We start from the raw sequence: 25,019 nt of genomic DNA on the forward strand, positions 1-25,019 counted from the left end.
CATAAAGCGAAGGCCGAAGGGCAGGCGCGCAGACGCCGGGGAACGGACAGGGAGTTGGCGCTCAGCTCATGCCAGATGTAGCATGTGCAGGCGCGGCCTGACGGCCCGCCTCTGCCAGAGCAGATATTTCGGGGGAGAAGGCCGATGCAGAAATTGCAGTCGCAAGGCGTCCATCACATCACGCTGGTCGGTGCCGGCCGCCAAACCTCTATCGATTTCTGGGAAGGTGTGCTGGGCATGCCTTTCATCTTCGAGCAGCCCAACCTCGACAAGCCGACCGAAAGCCATCTGTATTTCGATCCGGGCGACGGCCGCCTGATCACCATCTTCACCGACGAGACCCGCACGGCCGAGAAGCGTCGCACCCCGACCGACCCGGGCTGCGTTCATCACATCGCCTTTTCGGTGTCGCGCGTCACCTTCCTGCAGGCGGTCGCCCGGCTCGACGAGCGCGCCATCAAGCACAGCGGCGTCAAGGATCGCGGCTTCATGGATTCGATCTATTTCGAGGATCCGCTCGGCCTGCTGATCGAGCTTGCCTCCTACCGTTTCGAGCCGCCTGCCGGCTTCACCCATGCCGACGTCCTGATGAAGGCGCATAAGCTTCGCGTGTCGCGTGGCGACTACAACATCGCCGAAGTGCATCTGGCTGACGCCATCCAGGCGCTGGTGGAACACGCGCGCGCGACATTGTCGGCCGACCGGGCACCCAAAAATCCATATTGAAGACTGAACAGGCAAGGGGAGGAATACGTGGCAAAGGCAGTGACGAAGAGCGCAAGGAAACCGGCGGCCAAACCAGCGCCAAAACCGGCGGCCAAAGCCGCCGCGAAGCCGGCAGGGAAAGCAGCGGCCAAACCAGCGGCCAAGACGGCGTCAAAGGCAGCCGCCGGCAAGACCGCGGCCAAGGCCAAGGCAAAACCGGCACTGACCATCAGCATGCTGAAGCCGAGCGTCAACAACATGACCGTTCGCGTCTTTGCCCGCGCCGCCGGGCTCGACCATGCCGAGACCGATGCGTGGGGGCTCACGCGCTCGCCGGAATACATGGCGCGCAATCCGGCCCATCTGACGCCGATGATCGAGGACAAGGGCCTGCCGCGCGGCGTGCTTTGGGAGAGCTGCGCCATCATGCAATATCTTTCCAACAAACATGGGTTGGAGAAATTCTACCCCAAGGCGCCAGCCAAGCGGGCGATGATAGACAGCGCCATGTTCTATCTGATCGGCACGCTCTATCCCTATGTGGCGCGCGCCACCTATCCGGCGCTCGGCTTCCCGCAATATGCCGGCGAGGTTGGTCACAGTGACGCCCACCCGGACAGGAAATCGGAGGCGCAGAAGGCGGCGGTCGCCGCCATTGCCGAACCGCTCGAGGTCTTCCATTCCTTCTTCCGCGACGGCAAGCCGTTCATCGGCGGCAAGACCCCGTCGATCGCTGACATCCGCCTGGCAGCGACCCTCGAGTTCCTCGCCGTCATCGACTATGCGTTGCCCAAATGGGCGAGCGAATACATGGCGGCAATGGAGAAGAAGCTCGGAAAGGCCTATGCCGGCCCTGCCGGCGACGTGCGCGGCTACATCGCCCATGTGAGGTCGCAGGCCAAGGCGTGATTCCAACCATCGATGGGCCATGAGCTGCGGAGGCGGCCGCAGGACTGATTTCACCGGTGGCGTCGCGGTTCCCCGCCAGCTTGAAGTTGGCGGGGCTTGCGTTAGTCTGGGTGCGGATGCAGTCGAATTTTTCTCTCGACCGGCTTGAACGTTGGAGCGGTGGCGTGGCCGCCGCGGCCCTGGCGGCAACGCCCGAAGACTTGTCCGCCCGCTTCAGCGCGGCGGCAAGCATGCTGCTTGGCTCGGATCGTGTCTATGTTGGATTCTATCGTCGCGATATAACGTCCGTGACCATCGACGATGCCGGACCCGATCGCTGGAACCGCGACTATGATGCACGCATCTATCGCCAGGATCCCTTCTTTCAGAGGTTCGCCAGCACCAGACAGGATTTCCTGCTGCCGTTGTCGGCTCTCAGCCACGCCGATTTCCAGCGCACTCCGTATTATCGCGAATTCTATGGGCCTTCCGGCAGCTTCGATGAAATAACCGGCGTGTTCAACCTCGACGGACTGACCGCCGGCTATGTGACCTTTCTGCGCCGCGACGGCGCGCCGCGTTTTGGCGAGCATGATCTGGCGGTGGCCGGCGCGGCGAGCAGCGCGACAAAGCTCATTCTGCAAAGGCTGCTTCATTTGTGCCGTCTTCGAGACAAGGGGTCTGCAATCGAAGCCGCAGGGTCGCAACTCAGCGGCCGGGAAAGGCAGATCGCACGGCTCTTGGTCGAGGGCGGCAGCGCCAAGACGATTTCGCGAAACCTGTCGATTTCACCCGGCACCGTGCGCAACCACATCAAGCAGGTCTACCGCAAGCTCGGCGTGCACTCCCAGGTCGAGTTGCTGGCCGCCGGCTGGGAGGCTCCGCGCGACTGACGTTTCGCCAGCTTCACTGTCCCGTCACGACGCGTGTCCACATGCGGTTTTGCAGTCGCAGCAACTTTGCGTCGTTGTTCTCGACCACGAACAGCTTGGCCTTTACGTCATCGGGCGGGAAAACGCCGGGATCCCTGGCGACAGCCTGATCCATCAGCGGCAGGGATTCCGGAATCGCATTGGCATAGGAAACATAACTGGAATTGGCCGCTGCGATATCGGGCCGCAAATTGAAATCGATCCAGGCCTGGGCATTCGCCGGATGCGGCGCATCCTTCGGCACCGCCATCGTGTCGAAGTTTATCAGCGTGCCTTCCCTGGGAATGGAATAGGCAATCTCCAGCTTCTTGGCGGATTCCGCCGCACGGGTCTTGGCCTGCAATATGTCGCCCGACCAGCCCAGCACGACACAGATGTCGCCATTCGCCAAGTCGTTGATGTATTTCGACGAGTGGAAGTAACGGATATAGGGCCGCACCTTGCCCATCAGGTCCTCGACCTTGGCGAGGTCGTCCGGACTGGTCGACCTGGGATCGATGTGGAGATAGTTCATAGCCATTGGAATGATCTCCGCCGGAGCATCGATCATGGCGACGCCGCAATCGGAGAATTTCTTGACGACGTCGATGTCGAAGACCATGGCGAAGGAATCTATCGGCGCGTCCGGCATCCGTTGCTTGACGGCAGCGACATTGTAGCCGATGCCGTCCGTGACGGCCATGTAAGGCACGGCGTGCAGGTTCTGCGGATCCGCGCCCGCGATCAGCGACAAGGCTTGCGGATCGATTTTCGAGTGGTTTGAAAGCTTCGATCTGTCGAGCTGCAGGAAAACGCCCGCCTTCACCTGGTTCTTGAGGAACGGAAAGGCCGAGGGATAGACCACGTCATATCCCGAGCCGCCGGTGAGCAGTTTCGTCTCAAGGACCTCGTTGCCGTCATAGACATCGTAGCGGACCTTGATACCTGTCTCCTTCTCGAATTTCTCAGCCGTGTCCGGTGCTATATAGTCGGACCAGTTGTAGACGTTGACGACCTTCTCATCGTCCGCCCGAGCGACGCCGAAGCAGATGTCGCAGGCAAGCGCAACAGTCAGGATTGGGAAGAGCAGAGCGCGCATTGGGGGCCTCCTTTCGCTGGCGGCGGCCGATGCGGCGCACCGTTCCAAGTTTCACTTTCGGCACGCTTGCCGCTCAACGCCGCTGCGGCGCATAAACGGGTAAGGTGATACAGGCGACGTTGCCGCCGCCGAGCAGGATTTCGCGGGAGTTCTCGATGCCGACCACCTTGTGGTCGGGGAACAGCGTGGCCAGCTGCTGCTTTGCCTGCCGGTCGAGATCGCAGCCGAATTCCGGCACGACCACGACGCTGTTGCCTGGATAATAGTTGATGTAACTCGCCGCGATCCTGTTGCCGGCCGGCCGCGCCCAGGTCGAATCGACCCGGTCCACGCTCTCGCTCTCTTCCATCGTCGTCTCGATCGGCAGGGGATGATGCAGCCGATGCACCTCCAGGCTGCGGCCCCGCGCATCACGGGCCGAGCGCAGCACCTCTTCGGCTTCGCGCACGATCTCATATTGCGGGTCGTCCCGGTCTTCGGTCCAGCTCAGCGCGACCACGCCAGGGCGCACGAAGCAGCAGAGGTCGTCGACATGGCCATCCGTCTCGTCGAAGGCAAAACCACGCGGCAGCCAGATGACGTGATCGACGCCGAGATAGTCGCCAAGCCGGCTTTCCACCTCAGCCTTGCCGAGATGGGCATTACGATTGCGATTGAGCAGGCACTGCTCGGTCGTGATGAGCGTACCTTGGCCATCGCATTGCAAACCACCACCTTCGGCGATCAGCGGCGCGCGGTAGCGATCCATTCTCTCGACCTCGAGTACTTTTTGTGCAGCGAGGTCGTCCAGATCCCAGGGCGAATAGAGGCCGCCGTCGAAACCGCCATAAGCGTTGAAGATCCAATCGACGCCGCGCACTTCGCCTCGATCATTGACGACGAAATTGGGGCCACTGTCGCGGAGCCAGGAATCGTTGGTGGACATCTCTACGACGCGCACATGGCTGGGCAATCGCGCTCTTGCGTTCTGCCACTGGCGGCTGGATGCCGCCACCGTCACCGGCTCGCTTTGTGCGATCGCGGCGGCGACGTTGGCGAATAGCTTCTGCGCCGGCTTGGCGCCCAGACGCCAGGTGTCCGGCCGTTCCGGCCAGATCAGCCAACAGCCTGATTTGGGTTCGAATTCGCCAAGGGCGCGAAACCCATCCTGTCTCGGTGTGGTCGAGAGCGTGTGTGACATTGCGAACTGCCGGAAAAATGGAACGACGAAACCTTCCCGGATCAGACGGTTTTGGGGCCTTGTCCGTCAATGTCCCATTTGGGATAGCTTGATCACTGCGCCAGCCACTGGACCTGCGTTCGGCTGGGGCGAGCACCATTGGCGCCGGCCTTGGTTGCCCGCAAGTTCGATGCCCCTATCGTTTACTGCGTCGCCTGATAAAGCTCCGAAGCGGCCTCTTTCAGCGCGCGCCGGCCGTCCGGCCCGAGATACATCATGTGCCCACCTTCAACGACGTCGAGGCGGATCGGCCTGGCGCCGGCGAGCGAGGGGATCTGGCCGACCAGATAACGCGACGCCAGGTAGGGAGTGACGAGATCGGTGTAGCCGTTGACGATGACGACGCCCAGGGAAGGATTCAAGGAGCGCGCCCGTTGCAAATCGTCCATCACGCCGGCGTAGCCTTGGCGCGAGGCGCTCGTGCCATAGTCCCAGTTGTGGCTGATATCGCCGTTCAGCAAGCGGTAGCTGACGTCGGTGCGAAAGTTCAGCTCGTCGCGTGCGTAGCCGACAAAGGCTGAGGTCAGCGCCGGCACACTGCGGTCCAGCACCGGATCGGGACCGGCGATGCGGGCGCTCTGGGGAGCGATGTCCGCCGTCGCGATCATGCCGTCATAGGGGCTGAGCACCTTGCCGGTGGCACGGGCAAACTCCCTTGCGAAGAGCGAGGTCGGGACGCGGGCGAAGTTGCGGTGAACGAGGTCGGGCGGCAGATCGGTGATCTCGGCCACGCGATCACTCGCCAGCCGCCCCCCTTGCTCCAGCCCACTGCTGAGCGCGGTGAGGTACTCGCCAAGTGCATAATGCTCGATCCCGGCGAGCTTTTCCCGCAGTGTATCGCCGCTGACACCCTCGCTGCGCAGGCGGACCGCCGCGAGCGAGGGGAGTTCGAGAGCCCAATGAAGCGGCTCGAATTCGTCGGGCTGGACGAGGGTGAATTCCAGCGCCGGCGAGATCAGCACGATGCCGCTCGGGCTGATGCCGATATCTTCCTGCAGCGTCCTGGCAAGCAGCGCCGCCCGGAACCCGCCATAGCTCTCACCGGCGAGGAACAGCGGAGATCCCGTGCGGCCGTTTTGGGCGAGATAGAGCCGGATGAAGGCGCCGATCGAACTGGCGTCCTGGCTGACGCCCCAGAAGTCGTGCGTATCTTGGCCAGGCGCCTCGCGACTGTAGCCAGTTCCCACCGGGTCAACGAAGACGAGATCGGTCATGTCGAGCCAGCTGTCGGGATTGTCGATGAGCTTTTGCGGCGAGGGGAGGAATTCCCCGTCGGCTCCGGTCGCCACGATGCGCGGTCCGAGCGCGCCGAGATGCAGATAGGCTGAAGCGGCACCCGGGCCGCCGTTGAACACGAAGGTGATTGGCCGCGGCGCTACCGTCGCGACGCTCTCCCGCGGTTTCAGCGTATAGGCTACATAGAAGATCTCCGCCGTGACCTCGCCTTTGCCGGAGAGCAGCGGAAGCGTGCCAGCCTTTGCCTGGTACTGCAGACTGCGCCCGGCAATGGTGATCGAATGGTCGGTGATCGCGGGCGGCGGCAGCAGCGACAGCACGCCGCCCGCGGGTGCCGACCGCTCTGGCGTTTCGGCCACGAGTGGCTGCACGAAGCCGGCAAGCAGGAAGAGGGCAAGGGGGACGAGTTTCAGCTTGGAATGCATGAGGCCTCCGCGGGAACGACTCCCGCATAGGTATGGCCGAGGCGAATGAAGTCAAAAAGAATAGGGATGGCGAGCCCTCTGCTGTCCCGCCGACACCAGTTACTGATAGCTCGGGTCGCCCTGCTCGGATTGGCTCACACGTCTTGCACGACCGTGCTATCAAGGCAGAAAGCCGTTCGAAAGGAACGAAAATGGACGCAACCGAGCTCAAGGCCATCCAGGCGCCGCTGAAGCAGGCCTACCGCGACGACGCCGCGCAAGCACTGATCACGCTGAGGGCGAAGGGCTCGATCGACGAACAGTCGGTGGCCTGCAAGGTCGAGACGGGCAGGGCGTTGGCAATCGCCGGCCTGCATCCGGCAACAGGCGGTTCGGGGCTCGAACTGTGCTCCGGCGACATGCTGCTCGAGGCGTTGGTGGCGTGCGCCGGGGTGACGTTGAAAGCGGTGGCGACGGCACTCGAATTCAAGCTCGGCGCCGCGACCGTTGAGGCCGAAGGCGACCTTGATTTTCGCGGCACGCTCGGCGTCGCCAGGGACGCGCCGGTAGGCTTTCGCGCCATCCGGCTCAATTTCGATCTCGACACGGATGAGCCGCAGGAGCGGATCGATTCGCTGCTGAAGCTGACCGAGCGCTATTGCGTGGTGTTCCAGACCATCAACCAGAAGCCTGACCTGACGGTGAGCGCGCGGTGATGAATCACACGGCCCGCGGCGGAGGCCGCGGGCCTTGTGATTCCTGATGCTTACTGAGCTGACGGTGCTTCGGCGTCGCCTTCGTCGGTGAAGGGCGAGGCGCTCGGCACGCACTGCACGGACCAGCCGGCGGGTGTCGGCTGCTTCTGATACTCGGTGATGGCGGCGGTGCATTGTTCGCGCTTGTCGAAGGTGCTGGGCAGCACGACCATGCCGCCCTGCGGGCCGGCGATTACCAGATACCAGACCAATGCTGCGGTCGTAGCCATGGAGTTTTCCTTGTCTGCCCAGCAGGGCGCTTGGTGTGGGAGTCGTCCAATGCTAACAACTCCTCGGAAATGACGAAAGCATGACCACCGCCTTAGATCACAGGCGCGTCATGATTCGGCAGGTTTTCGGGCTGGGCGTGTTGCAACCGCCACAATTCAATCGGTCGCAAAGCAATGGAGCATCGAGAACTGTGCGGTCGTGATGACCCGTCATGGCCGCCTCTTCGGCACCGTCAAAGGCTCGAGTTTTATTCCGGTTGCCGGTAGGCGACGAAGCGGTTGTGCTTGGCCTGGAAGATCAGCCCGGTCTCTTTGAGGTCCGGGCTGGCCAGCGGCACGATGCGTTTGGCGATCTCGGAGGGGTGCGGCAATGTCTCGGGATCTTCACCGGGCACGGCTTGCGCGCGCATCGCGGTGCGGGTGGCGCCGGGGTCGGCGGCATTGACGCGCAGCGGCAGGTTTTGCGTCTCATGCGCCCAGGAGCGCATCATGGTCTCCACTGCCGCCTTCGATGCAGCGTAAGGCCCCCAGAAGGCGCGCGCCGAATGCGCGACGTTCGAAGACAGAATAATCGCCCGGCCGGCATCCGAAAGCCGCAGCAGCGGGTCGACGGAGCGGATCAGCCGCCAGGTCGAGGTGACGTTGATGGTCATCACCTTTTCGAAGGTCTTGGCCTCGACATGGCCGATCGGCGAGATGACGCCGAGCACGCCGGCATTGGCGACGAGGATGTCGAGCTTGCCCCAGCGCTCATGGATGGCGCCGCCCAGCCGGTCGATGCCGGCCATGTCTGCGAGATCGAGCGGGACCAGCGTCGCCTGGCCGCCGGCCGCCTTGATCTGGTCGTCGAGCTCTTCCAGTCCACCGACGGTGCGGGCAACCGCGATGACGTGCGCACCGGCGGCCGCCAGTTCCCTGGCGATGAAATAGCCGATGCCGCGCGAGGCGCCGGTGACGACCGCAACGCGGCCGGTAAGATCGAGGGTCATGCGATGGCTTCCGGAAATCTAACTAGCGCTGGTGACGGTCCGGCAATCCTACGCCCCGCTCGTCGCCAGCAGCGACAGCGTGCGCACATTGTCGTGGCCTTCGAAGTCGAGCAGGCGGGTCGGGTACTGGCCGGTGAAGCACGCATCGCAGAACTGCGGCTGTTCGTCGTCGCGGCTGGCCTCGCCGACGGCTCGGTAGAGCCCGTTGATCGACAGGAAGCCGAGCGAATCGACGCGGATGAACTCGGCCATTTCTTCCACCGACATGCGCGATGCCAGCAGCTTCGACTTCTCCGGCGTGTCGACGCCGTAGAAGCACGACGCGCTGGTCGGCGGCGAGGCGATGCGCATGTGCACTTCCTTGGCGCCGGCGTCGCGCACCATCTGCACGATCTTCTGGCTGGTGGTGCCGCGCACGATGGAATCGTCGACCAGCACCACGCGCTTGCCCTCGATCATGCGGCGATTGGCGTTGTGCTTGAGCTTGACGCCCATGTGGCGGATCGAATCGCCGGGCTGGATGAAGGTGCGGCCGACATAGTGGTTGCGGATGATGCCGAGTTCGAAGGGAATGCCCGCCGCCTGGCTGAAGCCGATTGCCGCCGGCGTGCCCGAGTCCGGCACCGGCACGACGATGTCGGCCTCGACCGGATTCTCCTGCGCCAGTTCGGCGCCGATGCGCTTGCGCACCTCATAGACATTGCGGCCCTCGACCGAAGAGTCGGGCCGGGCAAAATAGACATATTCGAAAATGCAGAATCGGGTCTTCTGTGGTTCGAACGGGAACAGGCTCTCGATGCCCTTGGAAGTGACGACGACCATCTCGCCCGGCTTCAGGTCGCGCACGAAGCGGGCACCGATGATGTCGAGCGCGCAGGTCTCGGAGGCCAGGATCCAGGCGCCGTCGAGATCGCCCAGCACCAGCGGGCGGATGCCGAGCGGGTCGCGGCAGCCGATCATCTTCTTGGCCGTCATCGCCACCAGCGAGAAGGCGCCCTCGACCTGACGCACGGCATCGATGAAGCGCGAATTGAGGTCGCGCTCCTTGCTTGTCGCGACCAGATGCAAAAGCGTCTCGGTGTCGGAGGTGGAGGAGAAGATCGCGCCCTGCTTCTGCAAGGCCCGTTGCACGGTCATCGCGTTGGTGAGGTTGCCGTTGTGGGCGACGGCGAAGCCGCCATCGGCCAATTCGGCGAAGAAGGGCTGGATGTTGCGCATGCCGGCGCCGCCAGTGGTGGCGTAGCGCGTGTGGCCGATCGCGCGGTTGCCTTGCAGGCTGTCGATGACGCGCTGCTTGGTGAAGGTGTCGCCGATCAGGCCGACATGGCGTTCGACATGGAACTGGGTGCCGTCGTAGGAGACGATGCCGGCCGCTTCCTGGCCACGATGCTGCAGCGCATGCAGGCCGAGTGTGACGATGGCTGCCGCATCCTGCCGACCAAAGATGCCGAAGACGCCGCATTCGTCATGGAAATGATCGTCAGCCTCAGCGGAAAGCACGTCGTCTGCGTCTGCCATCTGTTCGAGCCTCGCTGCGGAAAGGCGTCATATAGTGCAGTCAGGCTTGTAATGCCACTGGAAATCAGAACGCCGGCTTGTGATCGCCGTCACTTGTCCGGTAGCGTTTCTCTCGCAAAGAGGACTTTGCCGATGAACGATACATCCGACGAAGCTGAAGAGCCCAGTGAGGCCGAAGAAGAGGCGTGGTGCGAATCACAACGCCAGTATGTGATCGCCTATTTGGCACGCGAGCACTTGAAACACGGAAGGGTGGGCGAGTGGCCGGCTTGGCACGTCTATCCCTACGTTGCCATTTGGGCCATTGAGAGCGCCACTCGACCTGAATGGATCGGTTGGTGGGCAATCTCTGGTGATCTCCCCGCCGATTTTATTCCCTGCGGACAGGACCCCACCCCGCGCGCCGCAGTCCGGGAGTTTGGCTTGCGTTGGAAGGAAGCGGCTGCGGCAATGGCCCAAGGCCGGGAGTCCGAGGAATTTGCGATCGGCAGGCCCGAGGATGCCGCAACGCTAGCGCCTCTGCTTGCGTCTAGAGCAAGGATACTCCTCGGTTGGGCTGAGGACGACGAAGCTTGGGACGACGATTCGGACGACCAGTCGGGAACTTGATCCGTCGCTGCGGATCTATCGCCACCTGCCTCAGTTTGCCGGCGCCGGCGCCGGATTGGCTGGAGCCGGGGCGTTGTCGGCCGGCGGCGTTTCGTTGTCGTCAGGCGCCGGCGCATTGGCATCGTCACCTGTTGCCGGCGCATCCGCCGCTGGCGCATCCGGGGCAGCCGGGGTTTCGGCTGTTTTCGGGCTGAGCTTCTTGAGGATTGCGTTCTCGGTGTCGGCGGGCAGCAGACTCTCAATCTTGGCGCCGATCTGTTCCAGCAGCGGCCGCGACTTGGCTTCCGTCACCCAGGCCGGGGCCTTGGCACCGGCCAGCCAGTTGAAGAACAGCAGCGCCACAGCGACGACCAGGATGCCGCGCGCGGCACCGTAGAGGAAGCCGAGCGTGCGGTCGAGCGCGCCGATGCGCGAATCGATGATCCAGTCGGCGAGCTTCATGGTGATGACCGAGACGACGATCAGTGCGACGATGAAGACCACTCCGGCGGCAGCCGCCATGGCGATCTTCTCATTGTCGATATAGGGCTTCAGGTAGGGCAGGACCGGTTTGTAAAAGAAGAAGGCCGCCGCCGCTGCCGCCGCCCACGAAACAACCGACAGGACCTCGCGTGAAAAGCCGCGAACCATGGCGAGCATCGCCGAGACCAGGGTGAAGCCGACCAGAATTCCGTCAAGCAGCGTAATCGGCATGTCTTTGGCCCCACTCCGATCTCATTTTCACGGCTCGGCGAGCCGCGTCATTCTTCATCGTCGGCACGGCTGCGCCGTGAGCCGGCTATGCGCGCCACGAGGTCGGCAAGCTCGGTGGGCTGGAAAGCGCCGGCCCCGATCCCCCCAGCAAGTTCCTCGCTGCCCAAGGGCAGAACCGCGCTACCAAAACCCAGCTTTTCGGCTTCCTTGAGGCGCTGCTGCGCATGCGCAACCGGCCTCACCGCGCCCGAAAGGCTGATTTCGCCGAAATAGACGCAATCGGCGGGAAGGGCAAGGCCGGTGAGCGAGGAAACCAGTGCGGCGGCGACCGCGAGATCGGCCGCCGGCTCGCTGATGCGATAGCCGCCGGCGACGTTGAGATAGACGTCATGCTGCCCGAAACGGACACCGCAATGCGCCTCCAGCACCGCCAGCACCATCGACAGCCGCGCGCCGTCCCAGCCGACCACCGCCCGGCGCGGCGTGCCGAGCGAGGAGGGTGCGACCAATGCCTGGATCTCGACCAGAACGGGCCTTGTGCCTTCCATGCCGGCGAAAACCGCCGCTCCCGGCGATTTCGCGTGCCGTTCGCCAAGAAAAAGTTCGGACGGGTTGGAGACCTCGCGCAGACCCTTGTCCGACATTTCGAAGACGCCGATCTCGTCCGTCGGTCCGAAGCGGTTCTTCACCGTGCGCAGGATGCGGAAGTGGTGGCCGCCTTCGCCCTCGAAATAGAGCACGCCGTCGACCATGTGCTCGACCACGCGCGGACCGGCGATCTGGCCTTCCTTGGTGACGTGGCCGACCAGCACGATCGCGGCCCCCGTGGATTTCGCATAGCGGATCATTGCCTGGGCGGCGGCGCGTACCTGGGTCACCGTGCCCGGCGCCGAATCGGCAAGGTCCGTCCACAGCGTCTGGATCGAATCGAGGATGACCAGATCCGGCCGCTTGCCGTCGGCGATCGTGGCGAGAATGTCCTCGACATTGGTCTCGGCCGCCAGTTCCACGGGCGACGACGCGACGCCGAGCCTCTGCGCGCGCAGCCTGATCTGGGCAACCGCCTCTTCGCCCGAGACATAGACGATGCGATGGCCCTTGGAGGCAAGAGCGGCCGCCGCCTGCGTGAGCAGCGTCGACTTGCCGATGCCGGGATCGCCGCCGACCAGAAGTGCAGAGCCGCGCACGAAACCGCCACCGGTGGCGCGGTCGAGTTCGCCGATGCCCGAGACGATGCGCGGTGCGTCCTCGATGTCGCCCGAAAGCGTGGTCAGCACCACGGCCCGGCCCTTGCGGGCATTGCGCGTGTTGGCCGGCCCCGAACCGATGCCTCCTGATGTGCCTTCCTCGACCAGCGTGTTCCACTCGCCGCAGGCGTCGCATTTGCCGGCCCAGCGCTGATGCACCGAACCGCAATTCTGGCAGATGAACTGGACGCGGGACTTGGCCATCAGGAGCGGCCTGCGTATTTGGCCATTGCAAGCGATCTCAGGGTTGGCGGGACAGCGTGGCGGAACGAGGCTTTTCTCAAGAGATCACTCAAACCTCTCCGCGATGTGGTGTTCTTCCGCGAGATCCGAGAAGCGGGTGAACTCGCCGTGGAAGGCGAGCGTGACCGTGCCCGTCGGCCCGTGGCGTTGCTTGGCCACGATCACCTCGGCCTTGCCGCGCATCTCGTTCATCTCGTTTTCCCACTTGACGTATTCCTCGGTGCCGAGCTTCGGCTCGCGGTTCTTGAGGTAATATTCCTCGCGGTAAACGAAGATGACGACGTCGGCGTCCTGCTCGATCGAACCGGATTCGCGCAGATCGGAGAGCTGCGGGCGCTTGTCGTCGCGGCTTTCGACCTGACGCGAGAGCTGCGACAGCGCGATGATCGGCACGGTCAGTTCCTTGGCCAGTGCTTTCAGGCCCGTGGTGATCTCGGTGATTTCCTGCACGCGGTTCTGCGAGGATTTGGCGGATGAGCCCTGCATCAGCTGGATATAGTCGATGACGATCAGGTCGAGGCCACGCTGGCGCTTCAGGCGACGCGCGCGGGCAGACAACTGAGCAATGGAAATACCGCCGGTCTGGTCGATGAACAGCGGGATCTTCTGCATGGTCTGCGAACAGGCGACCAGCTTTTCGAAATCCATTTCGCTGATTTCGCCGCGGCGGATCTTCGATGAGGAGATTTCCGTCTGTTCGGAAATGATACGGGTCGCGAGCTGTTCGGACGACATTTCGAGCGAGAAAAACCCAACGACGCCGCCATTGGCCGCCTTGAACGAGCCGTCGGCTTGTTGTGCCGGCACATAGGCCTCGGCGACGTTGAAGGCGATGTTGGTGGCGAGCGAGGTTTTGCCCATGCCCGGACGGCCGGCAAGCACGATCAGATCGGAGGGCTGCAGGCCGCCCATGCGGCGGTCGAGATCGCGCATGCCGGTGGCGAGGCCCGACAGACCGCCGTCGCGCATATAGGCGGCATTGGCCATGTCGACCGCGGTCTTGACCGCGTCGGTGAAGCTCTCGAAGCCGCCGTCATAGCGCCCGGTTTCGGCCAGTTCGAACAGGCGGCGCTCGGCATCCTCGATCTGTTCGGAAGGCGACATGTCGACAGGTGCGTCATAGGCGATGTTGACCATGTCCTCGCCGACCGTGATCAATGCCCGGCGCGTCGCCAGGTCATAGATGGCGCGACCGTAGTCGGTGGCGTTGACGACGGTGACGGCTTCCACCGCCAGCCGTACGACATATTGCGCCACCGTCATGTCGCCGACCTTTTCGTCGGCCGGCAGGAAGGTCTTCAGCGTGATCGGCGTCGCCGCCTTGCCCATGCGGATCAACTCGGCCGCGACGTCGAAGATCTTGCGGTGCAGGGGTTCGTAAAAATGGCCGGACTTCAGGAAGTCGGACACTCGGTAGAAGGCATCGTTGTTGACGAGGATGGCGCCAAGCAGCGCCTGCTCGGCCTCGATGTTGTTGGGCGATTCGCGATAGAGCGGTTGCTCCGCGACGCCGAATTTTCGCGCTGCCTCTGCCATGATGTCCCCGATTTAAATCCCGGCCTTTGGATATCAGAACTGGACAAGTCGGTGCTGACTTATCTGCAACAGCCCGTGTCGAAGCGACTTTGATACTCGCGATTCACAGCCAAAATTTTTCCGTGGAAAGAATCGCAATTGACTCGAATCGAGGGTTGCGAGTTTAGCGTTTCTCGAAAGAGAACAAAACAGGAAACTGGAGCTACGGTGGACACCGGTTTGCAGAGCGAGGGTATTAGTTTCATCTCACGCCAGCGTATCGCCCCAGTCCAGCCGCCGCGCCACCTTGAAGGCCTCGCCGTCGCGTTTGGTGAAGAGCTTTTCGTCGGCGCTGCCGTCTGCCTCGCAGAGTTTCAGCGCAATCTTGCCGGAGCCTGACTTCGGCGGCGCGATCACCCGTGCGGCGCGGGAGGCTGCCGGCTGGCGCGAAGCGGCGACATAGATGAATTTCTCGTCCTCCCACGGTACCTCCGCCTCTTTGGCTAGCCGGTGCAGGCGCGAGCGGGCGACGCGGCGGGAAAAGTGGCACCAGTCGGGCGGATTGAGCGGGCAGGGTGCTTCGTGCGGACAAGGCGCCAGCACATGCGCGCCGGCATCGATCAACTGCTGGCGCACCGCCAGAATTCGCAGCCAGCCCGCCGGCGTGCCCGGCTCGACGACCAGCAACGTGTCGGTCGTGAGTTGCCACAGCCGGTCGACCATTTTGGGCAGGGATGCCGGCACGATCTCGTCCAGCACATAGGCACATGTGACGAGATCGGCCGGTTGCAGGTCGCCAAGGTCTGTCGTGACATCGCCGGCCCGCCAGACGGTCCGGGCCGCGATTGCATTGGCGGCAAGCGTCTCGCCGATCTTGCGCACCGCGGCACTCGCCTCCAGCAATGTGGCCAATTCCAGTTCGGGCCAGAGGTCGCTGGTGGCCCAAAGTACCGTACCAGGGCCGGCGCCAACGTCGAGCAAGGTCGCGGGCGTGAAATCCGGCCGGGCTTCGGCGAGCGCATCGAGGCTGGCGCGGACCGCCGCATAGGTCGCAGGCATCCGTGTCGTCAGATAGGCTTTGACCGCCATGTCCTGCGCCATGTGCAGGCGGCCGTCGCGCAGTTCGGCGCGGTAGCGGTCGGACAGGATTTTCGCGGCCTGCTTCAGGTCCAGCAGCGGCACCCTTTCCAAAATACGATCGACAGCCTGTCGAAGTGTGGCCGGCAGTTCCACGGCCTATGCCCCTCTCGGCGCAAGCAGGATGATCGAGGCGCCGGCCATGCAGAGCGCCGCGCCGGCAAGGTCCCAGCGATCGGGCCGCACACCCTCAACCAGCCACAACCAGGCGAGCGCGGCAGCGATGTAGATACCGCCATAAGCGGCATAGACGCGGCCGGCCGCACTGATGTCGACCAATGCCAGAAGCCAGGCGAACACAAGCAGCGAGGCAAAGCCCGGCAGCAGCCAGAGCGGCGACTTCTCCAGCCGCCACCACGCCCACACCGAAAAGCAGCCGGCGATCTCGGCCAGCGCCGCGGCTGTGTAGAGGAGATAGGTCATGAAAAAAGCCTCGCGACGATTCACGAGGCCTTTTTCGGGGCAGGAGCCTGCAATGGCAAGCGCCAATAATGCGTCCTGACAGCGCCGTTCCTATTCCGCCACCTTGCGTCGGCGGGCGGCCTTGGCGGGCTTCTCGACCGGAGCCGCCTCGCGATGGCCCATATCTTCACGGTGCGCCATGTCGCGCATTTCCAGCGCCTTTTCGCATTTGGCCATATAGTCGCGCGCCACCGGCAGCGTGTCGTTCTTCTTGGCGATCTGAAACTGGAAAATCACCAGGTCCTGCCAACGGAAGGCGGCTTCCGAGGCGGCCAGATAGAACTCCCACATGCGGCAGAAGCGTTCGTCATAGATAGCCTTGGCCTTGTCGCGGTTGGCGGCGAAGCGCTGGCCCCAGTGCTTCAGCGTGTCGGCATAGTGGAGCCTCAGGATCTCGACGTCGGTGACAACGAGGCCGGATTTCTCGATCGCCGGCAGCACCTCTGACATCGCCGGGATGTAGCCGCCCGGAAAAATATACTTGCGGATGAAGGCGCTGGTCGCCCACGGCACGCCGGAACGGCCGATCGTGTGCAGAAGCATGACGCCGTCAGGTTTGAGCAATGTCGCCGCCTTGTCGAAGAAGGTGCGGTAATGGTTGACGCCGACATGCTCGAACATGCCGACCGAGACGATGCGGTCGAAGCGTTCGTTGAGTTCGCGATAATCCTTCAGTTCGAAATGGACGTGGTTTTCCAGCCCTTGCGCGTGCGCCCGGTCGGTGGCGACGCCATGCTGTTCGGTCGACAGCGTCACGCCCTGCACGTCGACGTCGAAAGCCTTGGCGAGATACAGGCCGAGCCCGCCCCAGCCGGAGCCGATGTCGAGCACCGTCTGGCCGGCCTTCAGCCGGAGCTTGGCGGCGATATGGCGCTTCTTGGCTGCCTGAGCCTCGTCCAGCGTCATGTCCGGTTGCTCGAAATAGGCGCAGGAATACTGCATGTCCTCATCGAGGAAGAGCCGGTAGAGTTCGCCCGATAGATCGTAGTGACGCTGCACGTTGCGGCGCGAGCGCGAGGCGGTGTTGATCTGCTGCAGGCGGCGGAAGGCATGGCGCAGGCCCTCGATCGCCTTCGACCAGGTGGCGTCGATACCGCCGCTGCCCATGTTCTGGAAGGCAATGCGCATCAGTCCGAGCACGCCGCCTTCAAGAATGTCGAGCTCGCCGTCCATGTAGGATTCTGGCACCGCCAGCATCGGATCGAAGGCGATGGCGCGCTCGGCATGCCGGGTCTTGATGTGCATATGCACCGGCTCGCCGCTGCCGTCGCCGAAGACGAATGTCGAGCCTTTCGGCCCGGTTACACTGAGACTGCCCGTGCGCACCAGGCGGTCGAGAACGCGCTTCAACAGAATATTCATGGTCCGATGTCCCCTCACGGTCAGACAGACTGTCCTACTCTGCATCAATATATAGGGTTTCGAAAAGTTCCTTTTGGCACAAAAATGCCCGGGCGAGAGGCCCGGGCATTGGTCCAGAAATGGCTGGAGAGCGGGTCCGAGGACCTGTGCGATCAGGCGTTTTCTTCGCCGCCTTCGAACTCGGCGTTCGGATCGAAGAAGTTTTCCGGCCGCGCATTGTCGTTGATGTCTTCGCCGTAAATGGCTTCGGCGGTGGTCAGCGTCTCGCCCTTGGCCTGGCGTTCGGCCTCGTCGGCCGTGCGGGCGATGTTGAGCGTGATGGTGACTTCGACTTCCGGATGCAGCGCGATCGCCACATTGGTGAGGCCGATGGTCTTGATCGGCTGGTTGAGCTGGATCTGGTTGCGGTTGACCGTGAAGCCTTCCGCGATCAGCAGGTCGGCGATGTCGCGGGTCGACACCGAACCGTAGAGCTGGCCGGTCTCACCGGCCGAACGCACCGCGATGAAGCTCTTGCCGTCGAGCTTTTCGGCGACCTGGGTCGCTTCCGACTTGCGCTCGAGGTTGCGGGCCTCGAGCTGGGCGCGCTGGCCTTCGAACTTCTTCTTGTTGGCTTCGTTGGCGCGCAACGCCTTGCCTTGCGGCAGCAGGAAGTTGCGGGCAAAACCGTCTTTGACCTTGACGGTATCGCCCATCTGGCCGAGGCGGGAAACGCGTTCGAGAAGAATGACGTCCATGGCTATGTTCCTTTTGGTTGGGCGTCCGTCCACAAGGCCGACGCCGAATTCTCTGGAACAGGTCAGGAAGCAAAGGGCGTTGCCGCCGGTGTCGCTGTCCTGCCTGTCGCGGCAGTTAGAGGTTTTTGACCTCAACTCGGGATTTGATGCCTAACCGGTCATGCCCGTCATGGCCGGTGATAAGGAACGGGCGGCGAACCGCCCGTTCGGAAGAATTAGCGAACCACGTAGGGCAGCAGGCCGAGGAAACGGGCGCGCTTGATCGCCTTGGCGAGCTCGCGCTGCTTCTTCTGGCTGACGGCGGTGATGCGCGACGGCACGATCTTGCCGCGCTCGGAAATGTAGCGCTGCAGCAGACGCACGTCCTTGTAGTCGATCTTCGGTGCGTTGGCGCCGGAGAACGGGCAGGTCTTGCGGCGGCGATGGAAAGGGCGCCGGGTGGGGATCTGGTTGATGTCGACCATTATTCTGCACCCCCTTCAAAACCTTCGCGCGGACGGCGCGGACCACGGTCGCCGCCTTCGCGATCGCCGAACGAACGCGGGCCACGATCGCCGCGGTCGCCGAAGCTGCGCGCCGGACGATCGCCACGGTCGCGATCGCCGAAGCCACCGCGCTCGGAGCGCTCTTCGCGCTTCTGCATCATGGCCGAAGGGCCTTCCTCATGCGCCTCGACCTTGATGGTCAGGAAACGCAGCACGTCCTCGGATAGGCCCATCTGGCGCTCCATCTCGTTGAGCGCTGCCGGCGGGCAGGTGAGGTCCATCAGCGTGTAGTATGCCTTCCGGTTCTTGTTGACCCGGTAGGTGAGGGACTTCAGTCCCCAGTTCTCGACCCGGCCGACGGACCCGCCATTTGCTGAGATGACGCCCTTGTACTGTTCGACAAGCGCATCGACCTGCTGCTGCGAGAGGTCCTGCCGGGCAAGAAACACATGTTCGTAAAGAGCCATTATGTATCAGTGCCTTTCTTCGTTTCTCTCCCGGTTCCCGGCGGCAAAAGCCTCTGCAACTTCTCTGACCCGCATGTGCCTCGAAAGGTGCGGGGAAGAAAGGAGCATGACGAGACGGTCGAGAGCGGAGACACGGGAGGCGGAAGCGCTTCTGGCTTCACACGAAGGTTCTAGAAAAAACCTCCGGCCCTCCGTTCAGCCCCCAGCTGGGACCGGCAGATTGGCGGCGTCTTTACAGCAATCCGCTGATAAAGCAAGGGCAAGCGGCGTCCCCGATGTCGCAGCCGCCGGAAAATCGAGCAGCGGCGCCGGCAAGACCTGACGATTTTCCCGGCAACCGGCGCTTAACCACAATATCAGCTTGCGCCGGGTTGAGTCCGGCCGTCAACGGTCGATTCATCATGCAACATGCAAAAGACCGGGCAACCGCGCATATCAAGCGGCAAGCATTTCCGGGGGTAAGGATGCTTCTCAACAGGTTCTGGCGCTCGAAGAGCGGCAATTTCGCGCTTCTGATGGGGTTGGGGCTGCCAGCCATTCTGTCGGCGGTGGCCTTCGCGACCGACGTCTCGACCATGATGCGGGCGAAGAGCAACCTGCAGAATGCGCTCGATGCGGCAAATCTTGCCTCGTCGCATCTTGGCGATCTGGACATTACCCGCACCGACGCCTTCGACCGCTATTTCCAGGCCAACATCGTTGGCCATGGCGAACTCGTCAACGCGCAGGCGACCCTGACCGTCGACAAGGGCGTCAATTTCATCAAGACCAAGGCGGTCGCCTCGGCCGACGTCAATCTGAACTTCGCTTTCCTGTTCGGCCAGAGCAAGCACATCGTGGTCGATGCCTCGGCGGTCGAATCGAACAACCAGCTCGAAGTCGTGCTGGTGCTGGACAATACCGGCTCGATGCACGGCGCCCGCATGACGGCGCTCAGGGCCGCGACCAAATCATTGCTCGACACCCTCGAATCGACAAAATCGCCGACGCGCCAGGTCCGTGCCTCACTGGTTCCCTTCGTCACGGCCGTCAATGTCAATGGCGACGGGTTCGACCCGTCCTGGATCGACATGGACGGCAAATCCTCGACCAACGGCATCAACTTCCCCATCATCGACGGCAAGCGCCCGAACCACATGGCGCTGTTCAAGCAATTGGGGCTGAAGGGCGGGTGGAAAGATACCGGATGGAAAGGGTGCGTCGAGGCTCGCCCCGGCACGTATAACATCTCCGACACGCCACCGGATCCAAGCAAGCCCGACACGCTCTTCGTGCCTTATTTCGCCCCCGACGATCCGTCGTCCGCTACCAAGCCGTCGGCCTCCTATGGCAACTCAGCCACCGGCTACAACAACTCCTATCTCGACGACACCATCAACAAGGACAAGCTCAAGCAGCCCGGTGTCAATATTCTTGGCATCGACCTCAGCGGTCTGCTTGGCGGCGTGCTCGACGCATTGCTGCGTGAGGACCTCGAAAAGGTCGCCAAATACGTCGCGTCAACCAACCAGATCGTCACCGAAACCGGCACCGCGATCACCGTTGGTCCCAACCGTTCCTGCCCGACCCCCATCGTCCCGCTGACTGACGATTTCGACAAATTGCGCAAGGCAGCGAGCCAGATGATGGAGTGGAACGGCTCCGGCACCAATGTGTCGGAAGGGCTGTCCTGGGGCATGCGGGTGCTCTCGCCCGGCGCGCCCTATACCGGCGGTGCGCCGTTCAAGACGCCTGGCATCAGCAAGATCGTGCTGTTGCTCACCGACGGTGAGAATGTCGTCTATGGCGCCAGTGATGAACAGCCGACGAAGTCCGACTACACATCCTATGGCTATCTGGCGGGTGGCCGCTTCGGGTCGGATAACCAGGCGACGGCGGCCCGCAATGTCGACGGCTGGACCAAGAGCGTCTGCACGCAGTTGAAGAACGAGGGAGTGCAAATCTATACGATGGTGCTACAGGCCGACACCGCCGCAAACCGTACGCTTTACAGCGCCTGCGCTTCCGACCCGAGCGATTATTATGCCGTCAACGACCCGGCCAAGCTGCCGAACGTTTTTCTGCAGATCGCCAACAAGTTCTCGAAGCTGCAACTGACGAATTGAGCACCGATACCGAGAGCGCGCATTGCTGAGGGGATCGAGCCCCTCAGCTCGTATGGGCGACAACCTTTCCGACCGTCTCGGGGAAGAAGTCGGGCGCCGCATGGCGCTTGCCGAACATCATGTCGTACTGGATCAGCCGGAAATCGCGGATCGCCGGGTCGATCTCGTTCTGCCGCGCCCAGTCGGACGTGGCCTCGCCCGTCGGCGTGAGCAGCAGGTTGCGGTCGACAACGCGATAGCGCTCCCGCATCTCGCCCAGGAAACCGGTGTAGTAAGGGTGGGTGATGCCCGCCGCGGTCAGGATATGATAGGGCAGGAAGGCAGGGCTCACCGTCCCCAGATTCTCGACCGGGCCAGAACGGTTCGACCAGATGATCAGCGGTGTCGCGTGATGTTCGAGAGCCGCCTCCGGTGTCGGTTCCTTGCGGGGCGCGACGTTGTCCTTCAGGAAGCCGGTCTCGACATAGACCGGTCCAAGTGGCGGCAGATGGTCGCCGAAAAAGACGACAATCGTCGGCCGCTCGCGCGTCTTGGCCCATTCGACCAGCCGTTCGAGGCCGTGGTCCGCGTCGGCTGAACCCTCGGCATAGGAGAGCAGCGACTCACGCGCCCACTGGCTGATCGGGGCTTGCACCGAGTGGGTCGGGTTGGAATAACGTCTCGGTTCATAGGGGCCGTGGTTCTGCAGGCTGACCGCGAAGAAAAACACGGGGTCGTCGCTGGCATCGGCTTCGCGGATGATTTCGTCGGTCATCGCGGCGTCGGATGCCAGCGGTCCGCGCTTTTGCATGGGCGGCAGCGTCTCTTCCGATTTGAAGTCGTTGAAACCGAAATCGGCATAGACCGCGCCGCGATTCCAGAACCAGTTGGTGCCTGGATGGATGGCGCGCGCCTTATAGCCTTCGCTCTTCAGGAAGGTCGCCATCGACGGTGTCGGGGTGCGCACATATTGCTGGTAGGGGATGCTGCCGGCCGGCAGGAATGCATTGGAAAAGCCGGTCAGCGCCTCGAATTCGATATTGGCGGTCATGCCGCCGAATTCAGGCGAGAACATCGAACCCGACCGAAGCGCCCGCACATTGGGCATCGGATCGGGGGTGATGGTGACGCCGGGCAGCTTGGTAGGATCCCAGAAGGATTCGCTCATGACGACGATGATGTCTGGCTTCTGGGCCGGCACCGAGGCGGTCACATTGGTTCGGTCAATGGCCGCAATAGCCTTGTCGGAATAGCCTGGCGGGGCCGAGACATGCGCCATCGGCACGTTGAGCGCGAAGGCGAGCGCAAAGCCGTTGGAGGCATAGTTTTCCTTCTGGTCCCACATGATGGGGATGATCTGCAGCCGGTCCCTGGTCCACGAGAAAGTGGCGTAGTCCATGATCGAGACGAAGAAGGCGAGCAGCGGCACCGCCAGCGTCAGCCGGGCAAGGCGGCCCTTGTGGCTGAGGGCCGGAACCTTGCGGCGCCAAAGGCGCCAGCCGTAGACGAGCAGGGAAAGGCCGGCGACGATGCCCACGACCATGGCGAGCGCGGTCATCGGCCGGTCGCGCACTAGGAGCGGCAGCAAGGCGAAGATCTGGCGGGCATAGAGAAAATCGGTAGGGTAGAGCGGATCGCCGAGATAATGCGATTTCTGGTGGCCGACAAAGGCCAGCGACAGGGTCAGCGGCGCCACGATCATCAGGCTTTGATGACTGCGGCCGAGCACGGCATCCAGACCGATCAGGATCAGCGCGAACACGACGATGGTGGTCCAGCCGGGCTTGAGCGGCTGCAGGAAGAAGAAAACGGTGCCGGCGACATCACCCCGCACGATCAGTTCGATGGCGAACACCAGGACGGCCGAGATCGCCAGGCTGATCAGTCCGTAGCGGACGACCGGCCATTTCCGGCCCGGCAGATAGCCCGTGGACGGATCGTCTTCCAGGAATTGCGGCGCGGCGTTGCCGGTACGTTTGAAACTCTTTGCCACTTTAACTTCCCACCCAAAGACGACCCACGTCATTCGATTGTCATATAATTGTCACGCAAGGCTAGCGCCTGTGGCGGAAATAAGAAGAGCCAGCAAACGATTCGTGAGCGGTTTTCATCAGGTGTGATCGCCAAAAAGCCTTTTGGAACAGGCACGCGCGCGCGGATACGGCGTTCGGCATGGGCTGAAGTGGCTTGACTTGGCAGGCTGCCTTGCGTCACAGGCAGGGAAAATTCGTAGTATCAGGCAAGCAAAACCAGTTTGGGGAGCCCTCGCATGGCCGTTGCATTCACCTTTCCGGGACAAGGCAGCCAGGCTGTCGGCATGGGCAAGGATCTCGCCGATGCCTTTCCCGAGGCACGCAGGATTTTCCAGGAAGTCGACGACGCGCTCGGCGAAAACCTGTCGAAGCTGATCTGGGAAGGTCCCGAAGAGACCTTGACGCTGACAGCCAACGCGCAGCCGGCGCTGATGGCGGTGTCGCTGGCGGCGATCAGGGCGCTGGAAGCGCGCGGTTTCTCGCTGAACGACAAGGTCGCCTATGTCGCCGGCCATTCGCTGGGCGAATATTCGGCACTCGCCGCCGCCGGCTTCGTTTCTGTTGGCGATGCCGCCCGTCTGCTGCGCATTCGCGGCAACGCGATGCAGGCAGCGGTGCCGGCCGGCGAGGGCGCCATGGCGGCGATCATCGGGTTGGAGCAGGCCGATGTCGAAGCAGCCTGTGCCGAGGCCGCAAAGGGCTCGATTTGCCAGATCGCCAACGACAATGGCGGCGGCCAGCTGGTCATCTCAGGTGCGAAGGCCGCGGTTGAACTGGCAGCGAAACTGTGTACCGAAAAGGGCGCCAAACGGGCGCTGATGCTGCAAGTGTCGGCGCCCTTCCATTCCGCGCTGATGGCACCTGCGGCCAACGTCATGCGCGAGGCTCTTGCCGGCGTGGCAAAGACTGCGCCAGTCGTTCCCGTCCTTTCCAACGTATCGGTACAGCCGTCGACCGATCCCGACGAAATCGCCCGGCGTCTGGTCGAGCAGGTGACCGGTCGCGTGCGTTGGCGCGAAACTGTGGAATGGTTCGGCGCCAACGGTGTCTCGACGCTTTACGAGATCGGCGCCGGCAAGGTGCTTTCGGGACTGGCTCGTCGCATCAACCGCGACATCGCCACCGCCTCTGTAGGTTCCGCGGCCGAGGTCGAGGCGGCATTGGCGGCGCTTGCATAAAACGCCATTTGATACCATCCCTATATGGGGTGCCCTCTTCTCAACCTGGAGACAAAAATGTTCGAATTGACCGGCCGCAAGGCGCTTGTCACCGGCGCATCGGGGGGCATCGGCGAGGCGATCGCCAGGGTGCTGCATGCACAGGGCGCGATCGTCGGCCTGCACGGCACGCGCGTCGAGAAACTGGAGACGCTGGCCTCCGAACTGGGCGACCGGGTCAAGCTGTTCCCGGCCAACCTGTCGAACCGCGACGAGGTCAAGGCACTCGGCCAGAAGGCGGAGGCCGATCTCGAGGGCGTCGACATCCTGGTCAACAATGCCGGCATCACCAAGGACGGCCTGTTCGTGCGCATGTCGGACGCCGACTGGGATACGGTGCTGGAGGTCAATCTCGCCGCCGTTTTCCGGCTGACCCGTGAACTGACCCACCCGATGATGCGCCGCCGCCATGGCCGCATCATCAACATCACTTCGGTGGTCGGGGTGACCGGCAATCCTGGCCAGGCGAACTACTGCGCCTCCAAGGCCGGAATGATCGGCTTGTCCAAATCGCTGGCGCAGGAGATCGCCACCCGCAACATCACCGTCAACTGCGTCGCTCCGGGCTTCATCGAATCGGCGATGACCGACAAGCTCAACGACAAGCAGAAAGAGGCGATCATGGCGGCGATCCCCACCAAGCGCATGGGCACCAGTGCCGAAGTGGCGTCCGCCGTTGCCTATCTGGCTTCGAACGAGGCCGCCTACGTAACCGGGCAGACCATTCACGTGAATGGCGGCATGGCGATGATCTGAGCGAGGTTCGGCAGCATT

24 protein-coding genes are annotated in these 25,019 nt (G+C 63.0%); 8 read left to right on the top strand and 16 right to left on the bottom strand.

Features of this window, described 5'->3' with window-relative positions; translation table 11 throughout:
- Positions 1–144 precede the first annotated feature (144 nt).
- The 3 genes from FJW08_RS23705 (at position 145) to FJW08_RS23715 (ending at position 2,486) form a co-directional block, all read left to right on the top strand.
- Positions 145–726 (top strand): VOC family protein, encoded by a 582-nt coding sequence (locus FJW08_RS23705; protein ID WP_140812525.1) that lies wholly within the window; start codon positions 145–147, stop codon positions 724–726.
- Between the two features lie 27 nt (positions 727–753).
- Positions 754–1,614 (top strand): glutathione S-transferase family protein, encoded by an 861-nt coding sequence (locus FJW08_RS23710; RefSeq protein ID WP_140812526.1) that lies wholly within the window; start codon positions 754–756, stop codon positions 1,612–1,614.
- Between the two features lie 164 nt (positions 1,615–1,778).
- Positions 1,779–2,486: a LuxR C-terminal-related transcriptional regulator gene (locus FJW08_RS23715; RefSeq protein ID WP_246682522.1), complete on the top strand. Its 708-nt coding sequence runs from the start codon at positions 1,779–1,781 to the stop codon at positions 2,484–2,486.
- Between the two features lie 13 nt (positions 2,487–2,499).
- On the opposite strand, the gene FJW08_RS23720 is transcribed toward FJW08_RS23715, so the two are convergent.
- The 3 genes from FJW08_RS23720 to FJW08_RS23730 form a co-directional block, all read right to left on the bottom strand.
- Positions 2,500–3,603, bottom strand: a complete 1,104-nt coding sequence (locus tag FJW08_RS23720; RefSeq protein ID WP_140812528.1) for a polyamine ABC transporter substrate-binding protein — start codon at positions 3,601–3,603, stop codon at positions 2,500–2,502.
- Between the two features lie 73 nt (positions 3,604–3,676).
- On the bottom strand, positions 3,677–4,783 hold the full coding sequence (gene aguA, locus FJW08_RS23725; protein WP_140812529.1) for an agmatine deiminase: 1,107 nt from the start codon (positions 4,781–4,783) through the stop codon (positions 3,677–3,679).
- A gap of 182 nt (positions 4,784–4,965) precedes the next feature.
- On the bottom strand, positions 4,966–6,483 hold the full coding sequence (locus tag FJW08_RS23730; RefSeq protein ID WP_140812530.1) for a peptidase S10: 1,518 nt from the start codon (positions 6,481–6,483) through the stop codon (positions 4,966–4,968).
- A gap of 191 nt (positions 6,484–6,674) precedes the next feature.
- Between FJW08_RS23730 and FJW08_RS23735 the strand changes: the two genes are divergently transcribed.
- Positions 6,675–7,178 (top strand): OsmC family protein, encoded by a 504-nt coding sequence (locus FJW08_RS23735; RefSeq protein ID WP_140812531.1) that lies wholly within the window; start codon positions 6,675–6,677, stop codon positions 7,176–7,178.
- 50 nt (positions 7,179–7,228) lie between these two features.
- Here FJW08_RS23735 and FJW08_RS23740 read toward each other — a convergent pair whose 3' ends face one another.
- The 3 genes from FJW08_RS23740 to purF all read right to left on the bottom strand — a co-directional run bounded on the left by FJW08_RS23740 (position 7,229) and on the right by purF (position 9,954).
- Positions 7,229–7,447: a hypothetical protein gene (locus FJW08_RS23740; RefSeq protein WP_140765447.1), complete on the bottom strand. Its 219-nt coding sequence runs from the start codon at positions 7,445–7,447 to the stop codon at positions 7,229–7,231.
- A gap of 248 nt (positions 7,448–7,695) precedes the next feature.
- Positions 7,696–8,436, bottom strand: coding sequence for an SDR family NAD(P)-dependent oxidoreductase (locus FJW08_RS23745; protein WP_140765445.1), 741 nt, complete (start codon positions 8,434–8,436; stop codon positions 7,696–7,698).
- A 48-nt stretch (positions 8,437–8,484) separates the two neighbouring features.
- On the bottom strand, positions 8,485–9,954 hold the full coding sequence (purF, locus tag FJW08_RS23750) for an amidophosphoribosyltransferase (RefSeq protein ID WP_140765443.1): 1,470 nt from the start codon (positions 9,952–9,954) through the stop codon (positions 8,485–8,487).
- A gap of 132 nt (positions 9,955–10,086) precedes the next feature.
- Here purF and FJW08_RS23755 point away from each other — a divergent pair, with 132 nt between their 5' ends.
- Positions 10,087–10,563 carry a DUF4826 family protein gene (locus FJW08_RS23755; protein WP_181183026.1) on the top strand — a complete coding sequence of 159 codons (477 nt, stop codon included), beginning with the start codon at positions 10,087–10,089 and terminating at the stop codon, positions 10,561–10,563.
- Positions 10,564–10,593: 30 nt separating this feature from the next.
- Here the strand turns inward: FJW08_RS23755 and FJW08_RS23760 are convergent, their stop codons facing one another.
- From FJW08_RS23760 to rpsF, 9 genes are all read right to left on the bottom strand, one after another.
- Positions 10,594–11,256: a CvpA family protein gene (locus FJW08_RS23760; protein WP_140812533.1), complete on the bottom strand. Its 663-nt coding sequence runs from the start codon at positions 11,254–11,256 to the stop codon at positions 10,594–10,596.
- 47 nt (positions 11,257–11,303) lie between these two features.
- Positions 11,304–12,707, bottom strand: a complete 1,404-nt coding sequence (radA, locus tag FJW08_RS23765; protein WP_140812534.1) for a DNA repair protein RadA — start codon at positions 12,705–12,707, stop codon at positions 11,304–11,306.
- Positions 12,708–12,791: 84 nt separating this feature from the next.
- Complete coding sequence (locus FJW08_RS23770; protein WP_140765437.1) at positions 12,792–14,282, bottom strand: replicative DNA helicase; 1,491 nt, start codon at positions 14,280–14,282, stop codon at positions 12,792–12,794.
- 246 nt (positions 14,283–14,528) lie between these two features.
- The gene (locus tag FJW08_RS23775; protein ID WP_140765435.1) at positions 14,529–15,494 is read right to left on the bottom strand and encodes a small ribosomal subunit Rsm22 family protein; all 966 of its coding nucleotides are present in this window, start codon (positions 15,492–15,494) and stop codon (positions 14,529–14,531) included.
- Positions 15,495–15,497: 3 nt separating this feature from the next.
- On the bottom strand, positions 15,498–15,821 hold the full coding sequence (locus FJW08_RS23780) for a YnfA family protein (RefSeq protein WP_140765433.1): 324 nt from the start codon (positions 15,819–15,821) through the stop codon (positions 15,498–15,500).
- 90 nt (positions 15,822–15,911) lie between these two features.
- On the bottom strand, positions 15,912–17,222 hold the full coding sequence (locus tag FJW08_RS23785; protein WP_140812535.1) for a cyclopropane-fatty-acyl-phospholipid synthase family protein: 1,311 nt from the start codon (positions 17,220–17,222) through the stop codon (positions 15,912–15,914).
- Between the two features lie 152 nt (positions 17,223–17,374).
- Positions 17,375–17,959 carry a 50S ribosomal protein L9 gene (gene rplI, locus FJW08_RS23790; protein WP_140765429.1) on the bottom strand — a complete coding sequence of 195 codons (585 nt, stop codon included), beginning with the start codon at positions 17,957–17,959 and terminating at the stop codon, positions 17,375–17,377.
- Between the two features lie 215 nt (positions 17,960–18,174).
- Positions 18,175–18,423, bottom strand: a complete 249-nt coding sequence (gene rpsR, locus FJW08_RS23795; protein ID WP_006203718.1) for a 30S ribosomal protein S18 — start codon at positions 18,421–18,423, stop codon at positions 18,175–18,177.
- On the bottom strand, positions 18,423–18,911 hold the full coding sequence (gene rpsF, locus FJW08_RS23800) for a 30S ribosomal protein S6 (RefSeq protein WP_015318508.1): 489 nt from the start codon (positions 18,909–18,911) through the stop codon (positions 18,423–18,425). The genes rpsR and rpsF overlap by 1 nt, the downstream gene beginning before the upstream one ends.
- Positions 18,912–19,375: 464 nt before the next feature.
- Between rpsF and FJW08_RS23805 the strand changes: the two genes are divergently transcribed.
- The gene (locus tag FJW08_RS23805; RefSeq protein ID WP_140812536.1) at positions 19,376–21,016 is read left to right on the top strand and encodes a pilus assembly protein; all 1,641 of its coding nucleotides are present in this window, start codon (positions 19,376–19,378) and stop codon (positions 21,014–21,016) included.
- Positions 21,017–21,059: 43 nt separating this feature from the next.
- Here FJW08_RS23805 and FJW08_RS23810 read toward each other — a convergent pair whose 3' ends face one another.
- Entirely contained in the window at positions 21,060–23,021 is a 1,962-nt protein-coding gene (locus FJW08_RS23810; protein ID WP_140812537.1) for an LTA synthase family protein, read from the bottom strand.
- 243 nt (positions 23,022–23,264) lie between these two features.
- On the opposite strand from FJW08_RS23810, the gene fabD reads away from it, so the two are divergent.
- Both fabD and fabG read left to right on the top strand, forming a co-directional pair.
- On the top strand, positions 23,265–24,206 hold the full coding sequence (fabD, locus tag FJW08_RS23815; RefSeq protein WP_140762061.1) for an ACP S-malonyltransferase: 942 nt from the start codon (positions 23,265–23,267) through the stop codon (positions 24,204–24,206).
- 57 nt (positions 24,207–24,263) lie between these two features.
- Entirely contained in the window at positions 24,264–25,001 is a 738-nt protein-coding gene (fabG, locus tag FJW08_RS23820; protein WP_140762058.1) for a 3-oxoacyl-[acyl-carrier-protein] reductase, read from the top strand.
- Positions 25,002–25,019 lie beyond the last annotated feature (18 nt).

It is taken from the genome of Mesorhizobium sp. B3-2-1, from assembly GCF_006439515.1.
Taxonomy (GTDB): Bacteria; Pseudomonadota; Alphaproteobacteria; order Rhizobiales; family Rhizobiaceae; genus Mesorhizobium.

Coding starts and splice junctions, on each gene's coding strand:
- FJW08_RS23730 (WP_140812530.1), bottom strand. CDS start 6,483: ATGCATTCCAAGCTGAAACTCGTCCCCCTTGCCCTCTTCCTGCTTGCC.
- FJW08_RS23760 (WP_140812533.1), bottom strand. CDS start 11,256: ATGCCGATTACGCTGCTTGACGGAATTCTGGTCGGCTTCACCCTGGTC.
- FJW08_RS23755 (WP_181183026.1), top strand. CDS start 10,087: ATGAACGATACATCCGACGAAGCTGAAGAGCCCAGTGAGGCCGAAGAA.
- fabD (WP_140762061.1), top strand. CDS start 23,265: ATGGCCGTTGCATTCACCTTTCCGGGACAAGGCAGCCAGGCTGTCGGC.
- rpsF (WP_015318508.1), bottom strand. CDS start 18,911: ATGGCTCTTTACGAACATGTGTTTCTTGCCCGGCAGGACCTCTCGCAG.
- FJW08_RS23770 (WP_140765437.1), bottom strand. CDS start 14,282: ATGGCAGAGGCAGCGCGAAAATTCGGCGTCGCGGAGCAACCGCTCTAT.
- purF (WP_140765443.1), bottom strand. CDS start 9,954: ATGGCAGACGCAGACGACGTGCTTTCCGCTGAGGCTGACGATCATTTC.
- FJW08_RS23805 (WP_140812536.1), top strand. CDS start 19,376: ATGCTTCTCAACAGGTTCTGGCGCTCGAAGAGCGGCAATTTCGCGCTT.
- aguA (WP_140812529.1), bottom strand. CDS start 4,783: ATGTCACACACGCTCTCGACCACACCGAGACAGGATGGGTTTCGCGCC.
- FJW08_RS23745 (WP_140765445.1), bottom strand. CDS start 8,436: ATGACCCTCGATCTTACCGGCCGCGTTGCGGTCGTCACCGGCGCCTCG.
- fabG (WP_140762058.1), top strand. CDS start 24,264: ATGTTCGAATTGACCGGCCGCAAGGCGCTTGTCACCGGCGCATCGGGG.
- FJW08_RS23785 (WP_140812535.1), bottom strand. CDS start 17,222: ATGAATATTCTGTTGAAGCGCGTTCTCGACCGCCTGGTGCGCACGGGC.
- FJW08_RS23735 (WP_140812531.1), top strand. CDS start 6,675: ATGGACGCAACCGAGCTCAAGGCCATCCAGGCGCCGCTGAAGCAGGCC.
- FJW08_RS23740 (WP_140765447.1), bottom strand. CDS start 7,447: ATGGCTACGACCGCAGCATTGGTCTGGTATCTGGTAATCGCCGGCCCG.
- rplI (WP_140765429.1), bottom strand. CDS start 17,959: ATGGACGTCATTCTTCTCGAACGCGTTTCCCGCCTCGGCCAGATGGGC.
- FJW08_RS23705 (WP_140812525.1), top strand. CDS start 145: ATGCAGAAATTGCAGTCGCAAGGCGTCCATCACATCACGCTGGTCGGT.
- FJW08_RS23780 (WP_140765433.1), bottom strand. CDS start 15,821: ATGACCTATCTCCTCTACACAGCCGCGGCGCTGGCCGAGATCGCCGGC.
- rpsR (WP_006203718.1), bottom strand. CDS start 18,423: ATGGTCGACATCAACCAGATCCCCACCCGGCGCCCTTTCCATCGCCGC.
- FJW08_RS23720 (WP_140812528.1), bottom strand. CDS start 3,603: ATGCGCGCTCTGCTCTTCCCAATCCTGACTGTTGCGCTTGCCTGCGAC.
- radA (WP_140812534.1), bottom strand. CDS start 12,707: ATGGCCAAGTCCCGCGTCCAGTTCATCTGCCAGAATTGCGGTTCGGTG.
- FJW08_RS23810 (WP_140812537.1), bottom strand. CDS start 23,021: ATGACGTGGGTCGTCTTTGGGTGGGAAGTTAAAGTGGCAAAGAGTTTC.